Source organism: Paludisphaera borealis (assembly GCF_001956985.1).
Taxonomy (GTDB): Bacteria; Planctomycetota; Planctomycetia; order Isosphaerales; family Isosphaeraceae; genus Paludisphaera; species Paludisphaera borealis.
On sequence record NZ_CP019082.1, the window covers coordinates 661881 to 682826 of the forward strand.

A 20946-nucleotide genomic window follows, 5' to 3' on the forward strand; every position below is an offset into this window, starting at 1 on the left:
CGGCCCGGAGCCGAGACGATGGGGAAATCTTACCCAACGGCGGCACCCGCGGCGGCCGCCTTCTTGGACGCGCCGTCGTGCGAGACCGTCGCCGCGCCGTTCGTGCCGCCCAGCAGCGAGAGGATCTTGGCACCGTCGGGCGAGCCCAGCCCGGTGCACGGATCCCAGCCCTTTCCCGCTTTGAAGGAGCCGTTGTTTCCCACCGTGACGTCGTGGAGCCCGCCCCCCGTGGCGATCTGGGAATAGAGCAGCGGGTTGAGGAATCCGACCGGTTTGCCCAGGCTCTGGTTGAGCAAGGCGATCAGCCCGGCCCAGAGCGGAGCGACGGCGCTGGTGCCGCCGATGACGGTGTTCAGGCCGTCGACCCGGACCTCGTAGCCCGACTCGGGGTCGGCGTTGCCCGCGACGTCGGGGACGCCCCGGCCGGCGAAATGGCCCGGGTTGACCGACTTCGGCACGTGGGCGTTCTTCTGGTAAGCCGGCTGCGGGAAGCTGTCGCTCACCCCGCCCCCGGTGGCGCTGTTCGGGCCGTCGTTCCAGACGACCTCCTCGGAGATCGACGCGAGGGTCCCCTCAAGCCGGGTTCCGCCGCAGGCCAGGGCGAACGGGCTGGACGCCGGGAAATCGACGTGGGAACGGCGGTCGGTCAACCCGTCGGCCGAGCCGTTGTCCCCCGAAGCGACCGTGACCGTCACGCCCATCAGCCCCGCGTCGCGGATCGCATTGGTCATGGCCGTCCGCTCACTCGCCCGCCAGGTGCTTTCCGGCCCTCCCCAACTGATCGAGATGACCGACGGCGCGTTCACCGTGTCGTGCGCCGCGTTGGTGATCGCCGTGACGAACCCCTGGGTCGTATTCGGCGCGAAGTAGACGACGATCTTCGATTGGGGCGCGACGGCTCCGGCCACCTCGATGTCGAGCATCACCTCGCCATCGGCGCTGTTCGGATCGTTGACGGGAGTGTTGGACGCGCCCAGGACCGAGACCGCCGAGACCGACGGCGTCGGCAGCCCGAGGCCTGTGAAGTAGGCGTTGAGGTCGGCCATCGTGAATCCGCCGCCCAGCTCGATGATCGCGATGCTCTGGCCCGATCCGTCCAGGCCGGTGGGGAAGTCGTAAAGCTGGGCGACCTGGAGTGGGGTGAGCGGCTGCGGCGCGTCGGCCGAGGCGAACATCCCAGCCAGCGGGTTCGCCCGCCGCCGCGCCTGGAAGTGGGGCTTGGCCGCGGGCCGGTTGCTCAGTCCGAGCACGGCCTCGACGATCGGCTCCAGGTCGGGCGGAACGTGGACCGACGAGGTATACGAGCGGAACGTCCCACCGGGATGCTCGAATCGCTCCAACGTCACGCCGAAAGCCGACTCGAAGTCGGAGACCTTGCCCGCGAGCACCACCCGCCGCTTCGCCGTGCAGCTCTCGACGACGTTCAGGTTGCAGGCCCTGGCGTAGTCCTCCACCTTCTTCAAGTCCGCCGGGTCAGCGCCATGAGCCGCCCCGAATTCCTCGCGGCTGACGTGCGACCGGTTCTTGACGGCTTGCATCGCGAGCGCGTGCAGACCGTCCGCCGAACCTTTGTCGTTCTTTGCGCGGACCTTGACCGTCACGGTGATGAGCTCGATCGCGTTCGCCCGGCCGACCGCCTTCGCCGTGAATTGCGCCGGAAGTTCACTTCCGACGACTGGGACGAGCTTTGGCTTCGAAGAGGCCATGATGAATCTCCTGAGAGATTGGACACGACGCACGTTTCGATCGGTTCCTCGAGGGCGTGAATCCACGCCTCCGAAAGCCAAGCATACGCTGAATCGACACGATTGCAATACGTAAATCGCCAAAGATATTCATGATTGTGCCGTCTGGGTGCGGCGGAGCTTCGTTTCACGCCCCCTGGGGCCAGCGGCGGGTTTGTTCGAGCGACTCGCCGGTTTCGAGGAGGCTCTTGAGGCTGGACAGGATCGCCGGCCATCCGGTCGACACCGCTTGGATGAGCTTGGAGCCGGGCGTCTCCATCTCGTGGATCAAGGTGAGCTTCACCGAGTCGCCGTGTTGTTCGAGTTCGTAGGTCAGGCGGGAATGGCCTTCCGAATGCAACTCGGGCTTGAACTCGTTGCGCCACGTCAGGACGAGCTTCCGGTGCGGCTCGATTTCGAGGATCTCGCCGCTGTCGCCGACGCGGCCGTCGGGGATCATGATCCGCCAGGACGCGCCGGGCTTCCACTCGGATTCCTGCCACGTCCCTCCCCAGTACTGACGCGTGAACTCCGGATCGAGCAGCGCCTGCCACAGTTTCTCCGGCGTCGTGCGAATGTACGTCACATAGACGAATCGAGAATCAGCCATCGGTCTCTCCTTCAAGCTTCTTCTTGAGTTCCGCGAGGGCGCGCAATCGCCCCCGATCGAATTTGCCGATCCAGCGCTCGGAGATCTCGTGGATCGGCGCGGGGTTGAGATAATGCAGCTTCTCGCGCCCCCGCCGGATCGGCACGACGAGCGACGCCTCCTCCAGAACCTTGAGGTGCTTCGTCACGGCCTGGCGCGTCATATCCATGCGCTCGCAAAGCTGCCCCAGCGTCTGCCCGTCGTCCGCGTACAGCCGGTCGAGCAACACCCGACGGCCCGGGTCGGCCAGCGCTTTGAACACCTTGTCGAGGTCCGCGTCCATTTTTCTATTATGCAACCCCGGGGTTGCGTGTCAATGGGTCGCGTCCGGCCTGAGCGGGACGAGAGGAAACTGGCGACCGGCCTGTGAGTGGTTTATCATTGCGGGATCGCAATCGCGTTCGACGGACGAAGTCATGAACCTCGGGGCCTCCTCATGCCTCGCCTACTCTTCCTCGCGACGGTCTTCCTGCTCGCGCCCGGATGGTCGGCCCCGCTCCAAGAGGTCGACGCGGACGAGGTGGAGTTCTTCGAGCGGAAGATCCGGCCGGTGCTGGTCGAGCATTGTTATGCATGCCATTCGGTCGAGTCGTCGACGCGGAAGAAGCTTCGCGGCGGCCTGAAGCTGGACAGTCGGGAGGGGCTGCTTCGCGGCGGCGACGGCGGACCGGCCGTCGAGCCGGGCAAGCCCGACGAGAGCCTGCTCATCGCGGCCCTTCGTCACGACGACGACTTGCGAATGCCGCCCAAGGGGAAGCTTCCGGATGAGGTCGTCGCCGACTTCGTCGCGTGGGTCCAGCGGGGCGCCGCCGACCCTCGATCCGAGCCGTCCTCCCCCGCGCGGGACGTCGAGAAAGCTCCGCCGGCCGGTCGCGATCATTGGGCGTATCAGCCGCCGGTCGACGCGCCGCCCCCGCCGGTGCGCGACGCCTCGTGGCCCGTCGGTGCGATCGACCAGTTCCTCCTCGCGCGTCTGGAGGCCGCCGGCCTGCGACCCGCCGTCGAGGCCGACCGCGCGACGCTGATCCGCCGCCTTTCGTTCGACCTGACCGGCCTGCCGCCGACTCCCGAGGAGATCGATTCGTTCATCCACGACCCAGCGCCCGTCGCCTACGAGCGACTGGTCGATCGCCTGCTCGGCTCGCCCCATTTCGGCGAGCGCTGGGGACGCCACTGGCTGGACGTGGCCCGCTTCGGCGAGTCGCTGACGCTGCGCGGCCTCGTGCTGAAGGAGGCGTGGCGATACCGAGATTACGTCATCAACGCCTTCAACGCCGACCTGCCTTTTGATCAGTTCCTCCGCGAACAGATCGCGGGCGACTTGCTCCCGGCCGCCGACCTGGAGTCCCAGCGTCGGCGGCGGATCGCCGTCACGTTCCTCCTGCTGGGCAACACGAATCTTGAGGAGCAGGACAAGGCGCAGCTCGAAATGGATTTCGTGGACGAGCAGATCGACGTGATCGGCAAGGCGATCCTGGCCCAGACGATCGCCTGCGCCCGCTGCCACGATCACAAGTTCGACCCGATCCCGACAGCCGACTACTACGCCCTGGCCGGCATCCTCCACAACGCCAAGGCGTTGAAGCACGACAACGTCTCGAAGTGGATCGAAGCCCCCCTGCCGACGTCTCCGGAACGCGAGGCCGCCGTCGCGTCGCGCGGGGACATGGCGATGAGCCTCGTGGAGTCGTCCGTGATCACCGAGGGGCGGATTCTCGTGCGGGGCAGCGTTCACAGCCCCGGCTCGCCGGTGCGGCGCGGCTGGCTGCGTGCGGCGAGCCGGGGGGGGCCGCCCTCCTTGCCGAGCGACCAGAGCGGCCGGCGCGAGCTGGCCGACTGGCTGGCCTCGGCCGACAATCCGTTGACCGCCCGCGTGATCGCCAACCGCGCCTGGCACTGGCTGTTCGGCGCCGGCCTGGTTCGCACCACCGACAACTTCGGCACGACCGGCGAGGCTCCCTCTCATCCCGAGCTGCTCGATTGGCTGGCGATCCGGTTCGTTGAAGACGGCTGGTCGATCAAATCGCTGGTGCGTCGAATCGTCCTGTCGCGGACGTATCGGCTGGCCTCGGTCGACGCTTCGAACGGCCGCGCGATCGATCCCGAGAATCGCCTGTTGGGCCGGGCCAACCGCCGTCGGCTCGACGCCGAATGCCTGCGCGACGCAATGCTGTCGGCCTCGGGCCGGCTGCGCCATGAGATGGGAGGCCGATCGTTTCCGCCCGATCTCGCGGCCGATTACGGTTTCCTGTCGCGCGATTCCCGGCGCGGCGTCTACGAGCCGGTCTTCCGCAACGCCCTGCCCGCTCTGTTCACGGTGTTCGATTTCGCCGACCCGAGCATGGTCGTCGGCCGGCGCGACGCGAGCATCGTGGCCCCGCAGGCGCTGTTCCTGATGAACAATCCGTTCGTGCTGGAGCAGGCGCGCCACGCCGCCCGCCGCTTGCTCGCTGAGCCGGCGGCCGACGCTTCCGACCGACTCGGCACCGCCTATCTGCGGGTGCTCGGCCGGGCGCCGACCGAGTCGGAACGCCGCATTACGCTCGATTTTCTGGCCCGATCGTCGGCCGAAGACGATGAGGAAGCGTGGTCGCACGTCGTTCACGCCCTGTTCGAGTCGGCCGACTTCCGAAGCTTGTAAGCCGTCCACCCGGAGAATCGCACGTGCCCGGACCCATCCCCCGCCGCGAAATTCTGAAAGCCGCCGGCTGTGGATTCGGCTATCTGGCGCTCGCCGGGCTGGCCGACCAGCAGGCCCGCGCCGGCGTGGTCGATCCGACGGCCCCGCGCGCTCCTCACTTCGCGCCCCGGGCGAAGCGCGTCATCTTCCTGTTCATGCAGGGGGGAGTGAGCCAGGTCGATTCGTTCGATTACAAGCCTCGCCTTGAGCGGGACGCGGGCAAGCAACTCGGCTTCGACGACGCCCGCGTGCTGGCCAACACCGGGATGAGAGGATCGTCGCAACTGATCATGAAGTCCCCCTGGAAATTCGCCCGGCACGGCGAGTCCGGCCGTTGGGGCTCGGACCTGTTTCCCGAGTTGAACCAATGCGTTGATGATCTCTGCTTCATCCACTCGATGCACACCGAGGGGGTCGCCCACGGGCCGGCCACGCTGTTCCTCCACACCGGGTCGGCGACCTCCGTGCGGCCGTCGATGGGGTCGTGGGTCCTCTACGGCCTGGGGACCGAGAACCGGGACTTGCCCGGCTTCGTCTCGATCGCCCCGACCAGCGGCAACGGCGGGACGCGGAACTACGGCAACGCCTTCCTGCCGGCCGCGTTTCAGGGGACCGCGCTGGGCAAGGCGGGCGGGCGAGCTTCCGAGGCCCGCTTCCGCGACCTCGCCAGCCTTGGCCAGACCGACGACTCGCGCCGCCGCCACTTTGGGCTGCTCCGCGAGTTGAACGCCGAGCGTTTGCGGCGAAGCCCCGGCGACTCCGAGCTGGAGGCGCTGGCCGCTTCGTATGAGCTGGCCTGGCGGATGCAGGACAGCGCGCCGGGCGTGCTCGACCTCGCGGGCGAATCGAAGGAAACGCTTTCGCTTTACGGCGTCGGAACGCCCGAAACCGACGACTTCGGCCGCCAGTGCCTGTTGGCCCGGAGGATGTGCGAGTCGGGGGTGCGGTTCGTCCAGGTGACCTACGGCGACGGCACGGCGAACCCCGCGTGGGACCAGCACGCGAACCTCGCCAAGCACTCCGACCACGCCCGCGCGGTGGATCGGCCGATCGCCGGATTGCTGCGCGACCTGAAGCGGCGGGGGCTGCTCGACGACACGCTCGTCTGGTGGGGCAGCGAGTTCGGACGCACCCCTTACGCCGAGAAGAAAGGGACGGGCCGCGACCACAACCCGGGGGGCTTCACCGTCTGGCTGGCCGGCGGCGGCGTGAAGCCCGGCTTCGCCTTCGGCGCCACCGACGACTTCGGCCATCAGGCCGTCCAGGATCGGGTCCACATGCACGACCTCCACGCCACGATCCTCCACCTGCTCGGCGTCGACCACGAGCGCCTCACGTATCGCTACGCCGGCCGCGACTTCCGCCTCACCGACGTCCACGGCCGAGTCGTACGCGAACTTTTCGCCTGAACGGAGTAGAGTGAAGCCCTCACCACTTCCTGCTTAACCGCTCCTCGAGTTCCATTCATGACGCGCTCCACGACTCTGCGGCGAATCCGATGGCTTTCCTTCGGCCTTGTGTCGGCGATAGCCGCGGTCGCGGCGCTGTCGAGCCCTCGCGTCGGCTTGCGGGGCGCTCACGACGCGCGCGTCGGCTCCGGACGGGCGTACGCTTTACTCGGCGACCTGCCCGTGGAACATCGGGGACGCGTGAAACCCCTCAATAGCATGGCCGCCGAAGAAGTCGAACGGATTTACGGCCGGTCCGCCATCAAACTCCTCGGCCCCGACGGCAAGGCGACGGCGAGCTGGGAACCCGTGGCGGCGGTCCTGGACTGGTCGGCCCGTCCTGAGTTCTGGGACGATCAAGACATCATTCTGGTCGACTACCCGCCGTTGAAACGCCTGCTCCTGGAGGCGTCGATCCGTGAGCAGGTCCGATCGTTGGCCGGCGTGGAAACGTCCGTGGTCGGAAAGTTGCTCCAGGCGCTGGCCGCGCAGCCGGAGCTGGCCGAGGCCGACCTGCGCGCAGCGGCGCATCAGGCGGGCGAAGCAAGCACGACGGGGAAGACTCTCGACGCCTTGGCCGCCAAGATCGGCGGGGATCTCAAGTGGCTCTCGCCGCGCGTGCTCGAGAAGACTCAGCTTCAGCACGAAGGTCGCACGCTCACGTTCCCGCGGTGGGCCGGCGAGATCCTGGACAAGAAGGACCGGACCCGTTTCGGCGGGACGGGGGCCGTCCCGGAACTGACGCTGATCGAGGAGAAGGCGACCGAGCTCGCCGAGCAATTCTTTCGCTACCAGGCGCTCCGGGAGCACAAGAGCCCGGCGACCAAGCCACTCGACCTTCTGGTGATCCCGCGCCCCTCCGCCGGAACCTACGCCAAATATTCGGCCGAGAGTTTCGAGAAAGGCATGAAGCCTGATCAGACCCTGTCGCCGTTGGAGGCCAACGTCGCCAACACCCTTGTGGAGTTTCTCCAAAGCCTTCCGAGCAAGGAGTGGGCCCTGCCGGGGGAAGACGGCATGTTCGACCAGAAGTTCGGGCTCTGGCTGGGCGATCGTTCGCCCTGGCTCCCCCTGGGGGTCGTCATCCAGAGCGACGAGTCGGAGCTGTCGCGCGCGGGGTTGCCTCTCAAACAAGTTGTGGCGTTCCGCAAGAGCTATCGAGACCTCGAAGACGCGGAGCGCGCGGAGCCCGGCAACGTCCCCGAGGCCGTCGTGGTCGCCGTGATCACCGCCGCTCGCGACCTTGGCGCGAGCCTCGGGCGTTACGGCGATTCGACCGCGATGGCGCGCGAGTCGCGTTTGAATCGATTCGCGCCGTTCTCCAAAGCGCCGATGGCGTACGCCTTGGGTCTGGCGCTGCTGCTGGCGAGTCTGGGGACCAAGGCGGATCTGCGCACGGCCGCCGGGAAACGGAGCGCCGCGGTCTACGGTTTGGGGATGGTCGGCCTCATGGCCGGGATCGCACTTCAGCTCTACGGCTTCTTGCTCAGGTCTCGCATCGCTCGCTGGGGGCCGGTCACGACCATGTACGAGACGGTCGTTTGGGCCGCCCTGGCGACCGCGACCCTGGGCCTCGCGATCGAGCTTCTCTGGCGGAAGAAGTACGCCGCGCTGGCCGGGAGCGGCGTCGCCTTGCTGGCGACGCTCCTGGCCGAGAACGCGTCGTGCCTCGACCCGAGCATCCAAGCGATCCCGCTGGTGCTGCGGACCAATCGTTGGCTTGTCGGCCATGTCCTGCCGATCGTCTCCAGCTACGCGGCGTTCGCGCTGGCAATGGGCTTCGGGCTGCTGGCGGCGGGGTGCTGCCTCACGGCGACTTATCGCCGATCCCCGTCTTGCCGCGAGCTCGCTTGGCCGCTGTCGCTTGGGATGCCACTCTACGTGCTCGGCCGCTTCGGACTCGACCCGTCGTATCGGCTCTCGCCTCTATCGATGCTCGACGCCCGTTGGCTCGAGTACGCGAGTTCGGGCGTTGCGGCCTTGGGCGGTGGTCTGACGCTCGTGGGGGGCTTCAGCCTGCTGGGCGAACTCGCGAATCGGTCGCCTCGGCGCGCGTGCGTCCTCGGAGTCGTCCTGGCGGCGGCCGGCTCGGCCGGGGTGGTCGCCGTTGCGACCGGGACAGTCCAGGGACCGTTGGCGAGCGCCCTCGCTTCGTCCGACGCGTGGCTCGTGGGTCTGGTCGGCGGCGCGCTGATCGTGATGAGTCGGCTGGCGGTTCCCACGCGGGAACCCGTCGCGCGGATCGAGACCCTGGCCGGCTTCAGCTTTCGCGCCATGCAGGTCGGCGTCCTACTCCTCGCGGCGGGCGCGATCCTGGGCGCCGCGTGGGCTCGCAAAGTCTGGGGGGGATACTGGCGTTGGGAACCCAAGGAGGTCTGGGTCCTGATCACGTTTTTGGTCTATCTCGCGCCTCTGCTTGGCCGATTCACCGGCCGGATGAGCACGTTCGGACTCGCGGCCTCGTCGGTCGTATGCTTCATGTCTGTACTGGTGTCCTGGTACGGCGTCAACTTCGCGCTGCGCGTCGGGATGCACAACTTCGGCTTTACCGAAGGCGGGGACGGAAGAATCGTGTCGACCTGCGCGCTCGCCCTGCTGGCGGTCGTCGGCGCCGCGGCGTGGCGGCGGTCGCGATCGCAGTCGTAGCGATGTGGTTTCAAGTCGTTCGCCCGGTAGAAGCAAGCAAGAGAAGCCGACGCTTAAACAGGTCGGACGCGGCGATCGTCCCTCTTGCGATCGTCGCAGCTTTGATGCACCCGCGCGCTGGCATGCGTGTAGTCGCCGCGACGACGCCGTCGGCCATGGTGAATCTCGTCAACAGCGCGGCGATCGAAAGAGCCGCGTGGCGGTTGAAAATTACGAATTTTTAAGACATGATTACAATGCCGGGGCGATGCACGACGTTCTCGCCTGTCCCTGGTCGAAGTATGTTTTCAAGTCGACGCCTGCCGAGCCAAAGATCTCGGCTCCTTCTTCTGGGATAAGTTTAGTGGATGAATTGGGGGCGAAGAGGTGGTTATGGCGGCGGATTCCGGTCGCCGTAGTCGCAAAAAACGATGAAAACAGGACTGATCGAAAGTCCGCGGCCGGCGGACTCCAGGCCCGACCGCTCCAAGCCTCTTCGGCCGTTGGCTCGCGAAAGTGGAAAGGGACGGCGCCCGGTGGTACTGGATCGTGAAGGAAGAGCAAGAACTACGCGTGTGTTGCAAAATCAAATGAAAATCTGCAAACTTTACCCAGGCGGAAATGTATAAAGGGGCGAGGATTCGGGCAATGGGTGCATTGTGGGGTCCGGGGGGGGCTCGACTGGGTCGCCCGGGCCGACTGACGCTTGGTTTGGCGTGCATGCTGCGGGTGGGCGTCACCCTCGTCCTTGCCCACGTGGTCGTGCTCGCCGCGGAGGCGAGCGCGGCGGACCAGCTCGAGAAGCAATTCCGCGAGCGCGTGCAACCCATCCTTGAGGATTACTGCATTGCATGCCATGGCGACGGGATCGACAAAGGGTCCGTGGCGCTCGACGAATCCGCGTTGAACCCGGCGCGCCTGCGCGACAAAAAATTCTGGTGGGCCGTACTCAAGAACGTGAGGGCCGGCCTCATGCCCCCAACCGGCGAACCCCAACCGTCCGAGGCGGAGCGGCGGCTCCTCGTCGATTGGATCAAGTACGGCGCCTTCGGAATCGAGCCGACGACCCCCGACCCCGGCCGCGTCACGGTGCGGCGGCTCAATCGGGTCGAGTACCGAAACACGATTCGCGACTTGATGGGCGTGAACTATGAAACGAACGTCGAGTTTCCACCCGACGACACGGGTCATGGGTTCGACAACATCGGCGACGTCCTCACCGTTTCCCCCTTGCTGCTGGAAAAGTACCTCGCCGCCGCGAAGTCCATCGTCGTGCAGGCGGTGCCGGTGGTCCCGAGAGTCGTCCCGGAAACGAAGATCGCCGGTCGACGCTTCCGCCGAGCGGGCGACGACGAGAAGAAGGACGAAGGGCCATTGCCGCTCTCGTATTACGAGCCGGCGTCGATTGCAAGCACGTTCCACGCCGAGCACCCGGGCCGGTATCAACTGGTGCTGAACTTGACGGCGACCGACAAGGAGGCCTTTGGAGCCGACTACAATAAGTGCCGGGTCGTTTTCAAAGCGGATGATCGGGAATTGTTCCGGCAGGAATTCAGTCGCCAGGACGAGAAGCCGTTCCACACCCAACTGGACCTCGATTGGAGCGCGGGAGAGCATGAGTTGGCGTTCGTCCTCGAACCGCTGACGCGGGACGAGAAGCGACTCAGATCTCTCACGATCAGGATCGATTCGGTGGACGTGCGCGGGCCTTGGGAACGCCGTTTCTGGACCCGGCCCGCAAACTATTCCCGCTTTTTCCCGAGCGACGCCCCCGAGGGCGCCCCCGAGCGGCGGCTTTACGCGCGCTCGCTGCTTCAGGCTTTCGCCAGAAGAGCGTTTCGACGCCCCGCGGACGAGGCGACGGTGGATCGGCTTGCGGCGCTGGCCGAGCGCGAGTACTCCCGGGAGGGGCGGACCTTCGAGGCCGGCGTCGCCCAAGCGATGGCGGCCGTGCTGGCTTCCCCGATGTTCCTGTTCCGGGAGGAAGGGCTTGAGGAAGGGTCTTCAGACCGATACCCGCTCATCGACGAATATGCACTGGCTTCGCGGCTGTCGTATTTCCTCTGGTCGTCCATGCCCGACGCCGAGCTGTTTCGATTGGCCGAGGAGCACGCGCTCAGGAAAAACCTGGCCGCGCAGTTGAAGCGGATGTTCGCCGATCCGCGTTCGAGAGAGTTCGTCCGGCACTTCGTCGGGCAGTGGCTGCAGGCGCGCGACGTCGAGACGGTCCCGATCAATGCGTTCGCCGTGATCCACCGCGATCAGCCGTTCGATCCCGAGGCGGACCGACTCCGGGCGCGACTGCAAGAACTGAACCGTCGATTCCCCGAGACGCTCACCGACGAAGAGCGGAAAGAACGGAACGAAGTGCGCGCGGCGTTCTTCAAAACGTTTCGCGGCGTCCGCGAGCACGAGTTGAACGACGAATTGCGCCAGGCCATGAGGCTCGAATCCGAGATGCTCGTCGACCGCGTTCTTCGCCAAGACCGCAGTCTGCGGGAGCTGCTGGTCAGCGATTACACCTTCCTGAACGAGCGGCTGGCGAAACACTATGGGATCGGCGGGGTCGAAGGCAAGGAAATGCGTCTCGTCGCACTGCCGCCCGAGAGCCCGCGCGGCGGCGTTCTGACGCTCGGAGCCGTGCTGGCCGTGACATCGAACCCGGATCGAACCTCTCCGGTGAAGCGAGGCTTGTTCATCCTCGACAACATCCTGGGAACTCCCCCGCCGCCTCAACCGCCGAACATCCCCCCTCTGGAAAAGTCCGCGAAGGAATTCGCCGGCCGCACTCCGACCTTGCGGGAGACCCTGGAGCTGCACCGCGCAAAGCCCCAGTGCAGCGCCTGCCATAATCGGATGGATCCCCTGGGATTGGCCTTGGAAAACTTCAATGCGCTCGGTGTTTGGCGGGAACGGGAGCAAGGCGGTCCCGTGAATTCGAGCGGCAGGCTCCTCACCGGCGAGTCCTTCTCGAACGTCCAGGAGCTGAAGCGCATCTTGGCCGACGAACACGGCCGCGATTTCTTTCGCTGTCTCAGCGAGAAAATGCTGACGTATGCTTTAGGGCGCGGTCTCGACTATCAGGACGTGGAGACGATTGATTCGCTGGTGGATCACATTGAACGAGAGAACGGCCGCGCTGGCGCGTTGATCTCCGGCGTCGTCGAATCGGCGCCGTTTCAGAGAGGCCGAAGACCCGCGGAGGGGAAGTCCCCGAGCCCGTGACCGACCGGACGACGATGTATCCGGAACACCGCGCCGAACTGAGGATGCAACCTTGAAGCCGATGAACCCCGCCGGAACCGATCTGGCCGCCCCCCCCCGCCGTGGGCGTCTCAATCGCCGTCATTTTCTGCGAGGCCTGGGCGTGACCGTCGCGCTGCCGGTCCTTGCGTCGCTGCGTCCGACGTCCCAGTTCGCCTCGCGCGCGTTGCCCGTCGGCGGCCTGGGCGTGACCCCGACGGGCGCCCCGCTGCGCGCGGCCTTCGTCTACGTCCCCAACGGCGCTATACCCGCCGCCTGGTGGCCGGCGGCTGAGGGCGCGAATTTTCCGCTGAGCCGCAGCCTTCAGCCATTGGAGCCGGTCAAGGGCTTGGTCCAGGTGCTCGGCGGCCTGGACCATCAGACCGCGGGCCCGGGCCCGGACGGCGTTGATGGTTCTGGCGAGCACGCCCGCGCGAACGGCACGTTCCTGACCGGCGTCCGACTCAAGAAGAGCGCGACCGACGTCCACGCCGGGATTTCCATCGACCAGATGATGGCGCGCCAGGTCGGTTCACTCACGCGTTTCTCTTCACTGGAACTGGGATGCGACTCCGTGCGCAAGACTGCGGCGTGTGATTCCGGCTACTCGTGCGCCTACCAGTACAACTTGTCCTGGAGCTCGCCCACGACGCCCATGACGCCGGAATCCAATCCGCGCCTGGTCTTCGAACGCCTGTTTGGGACTGGAGCCCCCGGCGAGCGGCGGGCGATCCTTCAGCAGCGCCGGCAAGAGCAGCGGTCCCTCCTCGATTCCGTCCTTGAGGACGCGCGCTCCATGCAGCGACGACTCAACCCTCAAGACAAGGACAAGCTGGACCAATACTTGACCGGTGTGCGCGAGGTCGAGACGCGCATCGAAAGAGCGGAGCGGTTCGGGACGGCCCAAGATCCGGGCGTCGAGACCCCGGCGGGCATCCCCTCGGACTACACGCAGTACGTTCAGCTCATGTACGACATGCTCCTCCTGGCGTTCCAGACCGACTCCACGCGCGTGGCGACTTTCCTGGTCACCCACGAGGGGAGTAATCTGTCGTTCGACCACATCGGGATCACCGAAGGGCATCACGACCTGTCGCACCACCAGAACCGGCCGGAGTGGGTCGAAAAGGTCGCCAAGATCGATTTGTGGTACGTCCAACAGTTCGCCAGGTTCCTGGAAAAGCTCGACGCGACGAAAGACGCCGACGGCAACTCTCTGCTCTACAACTCCATGATCGTTTACGGCAGCGGCTGCGCCGATGGCGACTCTCACACGCACTCCAACCTGCCGTTCCTGCTGGCCGGCGCCGGGGGAGGGACGCTTACACCCGGCCGGTACGTGAAATACGGATCCCGACCGGCGACGAACCTCTTCCTGGACATGGCCGATCGCCTCGGCGTCCAGCAGTTGGAGCGATTCGGCGATTCCACCGGACGTCTGGGGAACATCTAATACCGAACCGCGTGGATCCGTTGCCTCGCGCGCCGCCGGGACTTTGCAGCGTGCGCACGAGGCCGGTCTGAGCCAGTCGGCTCCGTCAGCGAGGAAGTCGTCATGAGTCTTCGGACGAAACGCGCCTTGGTCGTTGCGCTCGGGATGACGCCGCTGCTCGGCGTCATCGTCGAGGCTCAAGGGGCTGGCGAGCCGCCGACGTCGCTCCAGGTTCCTGGGATCGAGAACGTCTTCCGGCTGGGGCCCGGTCTTTACAGCGGCGGCCAGCCGAACGGCGCCGCGAGCTTCGCCGCGTTGAAGGCGATGGGGGTCAAGACGATTCTGACCGTCGACGGCGCGGCGCCGGACGTCGAGGCGGCTCGAAAACTCGGCCTCCGCTACGTGCATCTGCCGGTCGGTTACGACGGCATCCCGCGCGAGCAGGCGTTGAGGATCATCCAGGCGGTCCGGATGCTGCCGGGGCCGGTGTTCGTCCACTGCCATCACGGGAAGCATCGCGGTCCCGCCGCGGCGGCCCTCTGCGGCATCGCCATCGAGGGATGGAGCAAGGGTGACGCGGCTTCCTGGCTGAAGCAGGCGGGGACGTCGCCGGATTATCGGGGCCTGTACGCGACGGTGGCCGATTTCCAGCCGCCCTCGCCCGCCGAGCTGGCGAAGCTGGGCACGGATTTCCCGGAGCGCGCCCCAGCGCCCGCCCTGGTCGAGCGGATGGTGGCGATCGATGGAGGCTGGGACCGGATTAAGGCGATCCGCGACGCCGGTTACAAGCCGCCGGCGTCACACCCGGACGTCGACCCTCCGCATGAAGCCTTGCAGTTGGCCGAGCAATTCAAGGAGATGGCGAGGAACGCGGAGACGAAGCGCCGAGGCGCGGATTTAGTCGGCCGGTCGGAAGCGGCGGCCCGGCTCGCGAGCGATTTCGAGGCCGCGCTGCGACGACACGGCGATTCCCCGAACGAAGCGACCCGGAAAAAGCTCGATGACGGCTTTGTCGCGATCGGTAGAAGTTGCACCGACTGTCATGCTCGACATCGCGACGAGAAATCAAAATAATCGGTTGCAAGGCGTCTCAATCGGACGGCCGCTCCGACACCTTGTGCAACGATCTCCTGAAGAACGACACGACCGTCCAGCCGCTGAGCATTCCCAGAAAATAGGCCCCGATCGCCAACAGGGCGACCGGCCCGGTAGCCCTCCACGTCCAGAAGGTTACTGTGATCGCCTCGGTGTTCTGCACGGCGAAGAGTCCGACCGCTCCGAGGAAAGCCAGCAAGACGACCGCCTGAATGTACCGCATCACGCCCCCGATCTCACACGGCGAGCGGATGCTCGGCCCGTCGGTCAAATATTCCCACTCTTATTCTATCACGCCGTGCAGGTCCGGACGACGCGGCCAGCTCGACCGACTCCCGTGACGAACAGCCTCTCGGCTTTCAAGACGGCCTCGCGGCGCTGGGTTTCGTAAGTCCGCGCCGCAGGGCCGAGCCCAGGAGCTGTTTGAACATCGAGTCGAGCGGGTCCAGCCGTCGCCGTCCGCGTGCCGGCGTGGAAACTCGGCTTATGCTGACGTCTTGCTCTTGAGCGGGACGGTTGTGAGCCAGAGATCGGTTGCTGGGGCGGCCATGGAGTTCAGGACCGCCTGCGCCATGATTTCACCGCTTACGCTGGCGCTCGAATTCCTTGCACCGCCGTCGCCGGCGAGAGAGGCGATCGCCGCGGCGTGGACGTCGGCCGCGCCGGTCGACGCGGCGAGCGAGCCACTGGCCGGCGTCGCGGCCATGGCGAGGCTCGGCGAATCGGGGTTGATGGTCAGGACGCCATTGTCGGCGACGTTCAAATCGTAGGCGATCAGCGCCCCGTCGATCGGAGGCAGCGTCGCGGTTCCCGGGCCGGGGTTGATGGTCACGCGCCCGTTGCCGCTGATATCGACCGCCGCGTGAGCGGCGTAAGCCACCCCAGTCAGGTTGAGCTTCGCATTCTCCGTGACGCGGATCGGGTTGCTGGAGGCCGGGGCCTGGAGGACTACGACTCCTTGATACGGACCGCTCGTCAGGGCCGTCAGATTCAGTTGTCCTAGGCCGGAGAGGGTGATCGTGTCCCGGGGGCCGCTTGGGACGTTGATGATCAGGACGTCGCTTCCCTTGACCACTCCATTGCCGGACACCGAGAGCCCGCCGCCCTTCAGGTAGTAGACGCCCGGGGCGAGCGTCACCGTGGCGTTGCCGGAGACGTGGATGCCGCCGAGGTAAGTGCCTGGAGAGAGCGTGAGCGGCACGCTTCTCGTGTCATTGACCGCGCCGAAGAGCGGGGACGGGGGCGTGGGCAACCCAAGCCCCAGCGGATCGGGGACCGCGGCGTCATGATCGGCCGTGGGGTTGATGGTCGCGTTGCCCCAGGTGGATACGCCGCCGCCGACATGGATTTGCGACGCGCTTAGCTTGCCGTTCTGGGCGACGACGGCCGCGTAGTAAGGGGCGTTGGAGTCGACGACCACCGCGCCGCAGCCTGTGACGACGACGTTGCCGTTGCCGGTGACCAGGAGAGAGCCGGCGGCCGTGGGGTCGAGCAGCAGGAGGCCGAGGTCGTCCTTGATCGTGGCCGTACTGGTCGCGACTGACGGTACGGACGATTCGTGATCGATGGTGGTCGTGATCGTGTAGTTGCCGTGCGAGGCGTAGGCGTGGGCGCCGTTGACGGTGAAGACGCCGCCGGCATAGGAGATGGAGCCGACCGAGCTGCCGGTGCCGTCGCCCCAGTCGATGGAGGCCGAGTAGTCGTTGAGGCTCTCCGGCCCGCCGGGGTCGGTGAAGGTCGCCGGCGAAACCGTGATCGTCTTGCAGTTCACCGCGAAGACAGGAACCCCCACGGCCACGACCGACGGGTCGGAGACCGTGGCCGAACTTGCGACCACCGTCATGGGCGCCGACTCGTGGTGGATGGTCACGGTGATGACGTAGGGCTGCGAGCCAGGGTGTTCGGGCCCGCTCTCCTCGGCGTAAGTGTGAACGCCGTGGACCTCGAAGGTCGAGCCGTTGAAGACGATCGAGCCGGCCCCGACCTGCGTCCCGGAGCCGTCGCCCCAGTTGACGTCGGCCGAGTAATCGCCGATCGGCTCCGGGCCGCCGGGGTCGGTGAACGTCGCCAGCACCACCGAGCCGGTGCTGGCTCCTTCGACCGCACTGATCGACCGGCCGGTGGCGATCACGGCTGGATCGGAGACGTTCACCTGGAAGGTTTTGGACTGCGTCTGGCTGGTGAAGTCGTTGACCGTGACCGTCACGGTGTAGCTTCCCTCCTCAGCGTACTTATGCGGCTTGGATCCCAGCGAGCCCGCGCTGTTGAGGAAGAAGCTGGTGTTCGACGAACCGTCCCCCCACGCGACCGTCACGCCCCAGGGAGCCGCATCGGGGTCGGTGAAACTTCCCAGGTTGAACGCCTTGGCCGCACCCTCGACCCCCGTCTGATCCGCGGCAGCCGTCACCTGGGGGACGTTCAGGACGAGCGAATAGCCGAGAACGTCGAGCCGCGTCAGTTCGGCGGCGTCCAGATTCGCGGTCGCTCCCGGCGTATTGAACGCGTCTTGCACCTGGGGCGTCTGGCCGCCGAAGAAGCTGTACCAGTCGCCGTAATCCCCCGCGTACGCCGCTGTATGGGTTTGGTTGAATCGTGCGAGGTCGGTCGTGCCGCCGTCGATGGAGAAATACGCTTGATCCGTCGCCGTCGAGCTATAGCTTCGGGCGCCGTTTTGATCGTACCGAAACAAGTCGTCGGGACGGACCATTCCGGTGGGGACCGGAGTGCCATTATTCGCCGCGTCGAGTGATGAGCCGAAGCCCAGGATCTCGTCGATCTCGTGCGCGGTCACGGCCTGCAAGTCGTACTTGGAGGCGTCTTGCACCGACGTGCGATCGAGATTACAGATGGCCGTGTTGAGCGTGATCGTGCCGTCGCCCGCGGCACCCCCGGCGTTCGGCGCGTTGAATCCCAATGCCCGAGCGAGGGGCGACCTCACGGCGATTTGACTGTTGTTGTTGATTGGGTCGTTGGTTTGCACCGGAAGCGATGCGATCGCGGTGTTGTCGTTCGCGGTCGTCGCATGGCTGACCAGGGCGGAGCGGTAGTCCGCGTACTTGATGAAATAGAGAAGGCCGCCCGAACTTCCTCCAAGTCCGCCGCCTTCCTGGAAGGTAATGTCGACCGTGACGTTGTCGGTGATCAGATTCTCATAGGCCGCAATCGTCCTGTTGATCGTGCCTTCGATGGCGGCCGCGTTGGGATCGTTGGTGATGCTGCTGTCGAAGGTCGCATTGATCACCAGCGCCATGAGTTGTCGAGCTTCAAGCTGCTCGAGCCGTGGCCGAGTTTGAGACGCGCCTCGACCTCGGAAGTGGTGGCTCGTCGAAGTCCGCGGTCGGCCTCGCCGACCACGACCCGTCAAGGAGTTCGTGGACAGAATCATGATGTGCAGTCCTGGTGATATGGTGCGATCGCGTCGCCGAACCGTTTCGTATCCAGGTTTCCGCCCGGGTCGCAGGTCCACTGGGTCGTCGGAACCGATCGCTGGTGTTTTCGCGAAGTGATTTGCGGACAGGCTTCGCATAATAGGTTAATTGGATCGTGTTGCAAGAAAATAATTGAGAATCGGGCCAAGAATGGTTGAAGCTGTTTCGTCATCGACTGGTTTTCGAACACGCGGCCTCGTTTTGGCCGTCGCCGAGCGTGCCGAAAGAAAGTGGGGAGCCGGGGCGACTGCTCACCGCCAGTCGAGCGCCTGAACCCATTCGAGCCCGCGCTGATGGAGGTCGAGCCGGTTGGCCTGGCCCGTCTCCACGGAGAGGATGAGGAGTTCGATCCTCATTGTGCTGGAATCAAGCTTTCTCCTCGGGATGAACCAGACGACGGATTTCCCGTCGGGCGACCAGCACGGCGGGCCGTTCGGTTTGTAGTGCCGGTTTCCCTTATAGATCTCGTTGAACTGCGCCAGATCTCTGGCGTCGGCACCGTCTCGCCGTTGTACGACGGCGAAGTGCATCACGAGGTTGTTGGGATGCCGCCTCTGGAAGTAGGTGACTCGGCTTCCGTCCGGGGAGAAGCGGGCGTCGAGATTATCGGCCAACGGCCTGCTCGTCAGGCGCGCGCGGCCGGTCCCGTCGGGATGCATGAGGTAGATCTGCCGGAGCGGATAGGTTCCTTTCGTGGGATGTTCGAACACCTTGCCTACGTTGGCCGCCATCGCGGTCAGCGTCTCTCCATCGGGCGACCAATCCTCCACCGCGTCGGTCTCCGGGATCGGCAGTCGCTGCTCGCGACCGGTTTCGACGTCGAGGATGAGGTTTTCTCGACCCGGAGTATTCGGGTCCGTGTCGCGAATGGCGGCGAGGCGGCGCCCGTCGGGCGACCAGGCGACGACGATGATGTCGTCGGCGATTTTCCGGCGCACGCGGTCCGTCGTCACCGACCATAGATCCGGGCGCCGCGTCCCGGCCTGCGAGGCGCTGAACGCCAGGCGCTTGCCGTCGGGTGAAACGCGGCCGGCGTGAATCGCCTGTCCCTTGTCCAGGGTCAGGATCGTCTCCAATCCCGTCCCGTCGGGGTTGATCATTTCGATCCGTTGGGCTTCGCCGCCGACCGCGCGCCTGGTTCCGAACAGCACGATCTTGCCGCGGAACGTCGTGATCGGTTTCGGAGCGTGCTCCGCAGCCGGTTCGTCGACCTTTGGAGTGGAGACCAGGATTCTTATCTTGGGGGGCGGACTCGCCGGCAGCCGTCCGGCCAATTCTTCCGCCAGCCCCCACAAGGACCACGCCTTGGCTGACGGCGAAGCCAGGTCGTCGATCCAGGCCAGGGCGGCCTTCTCTTCCCTCACTTCGGCCTGCGCGCTGGCGAGACGTCCGAGCGCGGCGGGTTTGACGTTCCCGACTCGTGGGTCGTCCACCAGGCGTTCGGCCTCGCGCCGGGCCGCCTCGAAGATCCCCCAGGCTTCCTTGCGCCGGCCCGAACGGTACTGCCCCTTGGCGATCGCGAGCAGGGCGTCGACGCGCCAGCGACCCGGCTCGATTCTGGAGGCGAGCGTGCGCGCGGCGTCGAGGTCGTTCGCCGCGACCTGGGCGGTCACGACGTCGTTGAGGGCCTCGCCTTTTTCGTAGGCGCCGTGGATGTTCTCCGCCGTCTGCAAGGCGGCCTCGATCTCCCCGCGTCCGGCCTGCGCGGCGGCGATATTCCTCCGGGCGATGTCGTCCCACGGGGCCTTCGCGATTTCGCCGGCGACTTTTCGGGCCTCCTCGGTGGCGCCGGAACCGGCCAGGACGCCCGCAATCGCGGCGAGAGCGCTCGCTCTGGAGTCGGTCGGCTCGCGTCGGTCGCCGACGAACGGGGGGATCTTGTCGGCGGCCCGCCGCGCGTGTTCCAGACTCAGGGCGGCCGCCGGGTCCTTGGCGCGATACTGCCGGGCCGCGATGGCCGTCAACACCTCGGCCAGAACGGCGGCATCCGAGATCTTCGCGACGGTCGTTTGGGCCCCCTTCATGTCGCCGCCCTCCGCTTGCGCGATCGCGATGCGTTGAAGGGCTTCGCTCCTGGAGCTTTCGTTCCGGATCGTCCCCGCCACCCGAAGTGCCCCGTTGACGTCGCCGGCGCCGGCCATCGCCGCCGCCACATGATTCAGGCCGTAGTCGCGGTTGAGGGCGAGCGGGTCGACGAGTTCCACGGCCGTCTTGAAGTCGCCGGACCGGGCCAGGGCCTCGGCCACGTCGATCAGTCGGTGCTCGCTCTCGGTTTCCTGAGCCGCCTCGATCGCCGTTTTCAGGGTTCCTTCGAGTGCGTCGGCGAGCCCCGCCCGGGCTTGCAGGCGGGCGATCTCGCAGAGGAGCCAGACGCGCTGCTCGAGATCCTCGACCGTGCGGACGCTCGCCAGGGCCTTCTCCAGAACCGACCGGCTCTCGTTGCGGAGTTGCACCTCGGGCGCATCGCGGTCGCGAGGAACAGCCGGCTCCGCCGCCGCTGCTTGGGGCTCTGCCTCGGCCTCCCGCGAACCCGAGGCGACCGCGCAATACGCAAATCCCACCCCCGCGAAGCCGAGCGCCATCAGGGTCATGTTGACGAGTGCTTTCTTGAGTACCATGCCG

At 66.2% G+C, this 20946-nt stretch carries 12 protein-coding genes; 6 read left to right on the forward strand and 6 right to left on the reverse strand.

All coding sequences use genetic code 11. The features are described 5' to 3' along the window. Nucleotides 1–29: 29 nt before the first annotated feature. From BSF38_RS02550 to BSF38_RS02560, 3 genes are all read right to left on the reverse strand, one after another. Nucleotides 30–1706, reverse strand: coding sequence for a S53 family peptidase (locus tag BSF38_RS02550; protein WP_076343314.1), 1677 nt, complete (start codon nucleotides 1704–1706; stop codon nucleotides 30–32). Between the two features lie 166 nt (nucleotides 1707–1872). Then, complete coding sequence (locus BSF38_RS02555) at nucleotides 1873–2334, reverse strand: SRPBCC family protein (protein ID WP_076343315.1); 462 nt, start codon at nucleotides 2332–2334, stop codon at nucleotides 1873–1875. Then, nucleotides 2327–2656, reverse strand: coding sequence for an ArsR/SmtB family transcription factor (locus tag BSF38_RS02560; RefSeq protein ID WP_076343316.1), 330 nt, complete (start codon nucleotides 2654–2656; stop codon nucleotides 2327–2329). The genes BSF38_RS02555 and BSF38_RS02560 overlap by 8 nt, the downstream gene beginning before the upstream one ends. 153 nt (nucleotides 2657–2809) lie before the next feature. Between BSF38_RS02560 and BSF38_RS02565 the strand changes: the two genes are divergently transcribed. The 6 genes from BSF38_RS02565 (at nucleotide 2810) to BSF38_RS02595 (ending at nucleotide 14875) form a co-directional block, all read left to right on the forward strand. Next, nucleotides 2810–5014: a PSD1 and planctomycete cytochrome C domain-containing protein gene (locus tag BSF38_RS02565; protein WP_076343317.1), complete on the forward strand. Its 2205-nt coding sequence runs from the start codon at nucleotides 2810–2812 to the stop codon at nucleotides 5012–5014. A 23-nt stretch (nucleotides 5015–5037) separates the two neighbouring features. Further along, the gene (locus BSF38_RS02570) at nucleotides 5038–6462 is read left to right on the forward strand and encodes a DUF1501 domain-containing protein (protein ID WP_076343318.1); all 1425 of its coding nucleotides are present in this window, start codon (nucleotides 5038–5040) and stop codon (nucleotides 6460–6462) included. A gap of 240 nt (nucleotides 6463–6702) precedes the next feature. Continuing rightward, nucleotides 6703–9147, forward strand: a complete 2445-nt coding sequence (ccsA, locus tag BSF38_RS02575; RefSeq protein WP_168189293.1) for a cytochrome c biogenesis protein CcsA — start codon at nucleotides 6703–6705, stop codon at nucleotides 9145–9147. A 627-nt stretch (nucleotides 9148–9774) separates the two neighbouring features. Beyond that, nucleotides 9775–12351 carry a DUF1592 domain-containing protein gene (locus BSF38_RS02585; protein WP_168189294.1) on the forward strand — a complete coding sequence of 859 codons (2577 nt, stop codon included), beginning with the start codon at nucleotides 9775–9777 and terminating at the stop codon, nucleotides 12349–12351. A 61-nt stretch (nucleotides 12352–12412) separates the two neighbouring features. Next, a complete protein-coding gene (locus BSF38_RS02590; RefSeq protein ID WP_076350553.1) occupies nucleotides 12413–13822 on the forward strand; it encodes a DUF1552 domain-containing protein in 1410 nt (469 codons plus the stop codon). 102 nt (nucleotides 13823–13924) lie between these two features. Continuing rightward, nucleotides 13925–14875, forward strand: coding sequence for a protein-tyrosine phosphatase family protein (locus BSF38_RS02595; protein ID WP_237170715.1), 951 nt, complete (start codon nucleotides 13925–13927; stop codon nucleotides 14873–14875). 16 nt (nucleotides 14876–14891) lie between these two features. On the opposite strand, the gene BSF38_RS02600 is transcribed toward BSF38_RS02595, so the two are convergent. From BSF38_RS02600 to BSF38_RS02610, 3 genes are all read right to left on the reverse strand, one after another. Beyond that, entirely contained in the window at nucleotides 14892–15167 is a 276-nt protein-coding gene (locus tag BSF38_RS02600) for a lipopolysaccharide assembly protein LapA domain-containing protein (RefSeq protein ID WP_237170716.1), read from the reverse strand. A gap of 213 nt (nucleotides 15168–15380) precedes the next feature. Further along, nucleotides 15381–18146, reverse strand: a complete 2766-nt coding sequence (locus tag BSF38_RS02605; RefSeq protein WP_076343321.1) for an NF038122 family metalloprotease — start codon at nucleotides 18144–18146, stop codon at nucleotides 15381–15383. A 429-nt stretch (nucleotides 18147–18575) separates the two neighbouring features. After that, the gene (locus tag BSF38_RS02610; protein WP_168189295.1) at nucleotides 18576–20942 is read right to left on the reverse strand and encodes a PD40 domain-containing protein; all 2367 of its coding nucleotides are present in this window, start codon (nucleotides 20940–20942) and stop codon (nucleotides 18576–18578) included. Nucleotides 20943–20946 lie beyond the last annotated feature (4 nt).

Coding starts and splice junctions, on each gene's coding strand:
- BSF38_RS02550 (WP_076343314.1), bottom strand. CDS start 1,706: ATGGCCTCTTCGAAGCCAAAGCTCGTCCCAGTCGTCGGAAGTGAACTT.
- BSF38_RS02555 (WP_076343315.1), bottom strand. CDS start 2,334: ATGGCTGATTCTCGATTCGTCTATGTGACGTACATTCGCACGACGCCG.
- BSF38_RS02560 (WP_076343316.1), bottom strand. CDS start 2,656: ATGGACGCGGACCTCGACAAGGTGTTCAAAGCGCTGGCCGACCCGGGC.
- BSF38_RS02565 (WP_076343317.1), top strand. CDS start 2,810: ATGCCTCGCCTACTCTTCCTCGCGACGGTCTTCCTGCTCGCGCCCGGA.
- BSF38_RS02585 (WP_168189294.1), top strand. CDS start 9,775: ATGGGTGCATTGTGGGGTCCGGGGGGGGCTCGACTGGGTCGCCCGGGC.
- BSF38_RS02590 (WP_076350553.1), top strand. CDS start 12,413: ATGAACCCCGCCGGAACCGATCTGGCCGCCCCCCCCCGCCGTGGGCGT.
- BSF38_RS02595 (WP_237170715.1), top strand. CDS start 13,925: ATGAGTCTTCGGACGAAACGCGCCTTGGTCGTTGCGCTCGGGATGACG.
- BSF38_RS02605 (WP_076343321.1), bottom strand. CDS start 18,146: ATGGCGCTGGTGATCAATGCGACCTTCGACAGCAGCATCACCAACGAT.
- BSF38_RS02610 (WP_168189295.1), bottom strand. CDS start 20,942: ATGGTACTCAAGAAAGCACTCGTCAACATGACCCTGATGGCGCTCGGC.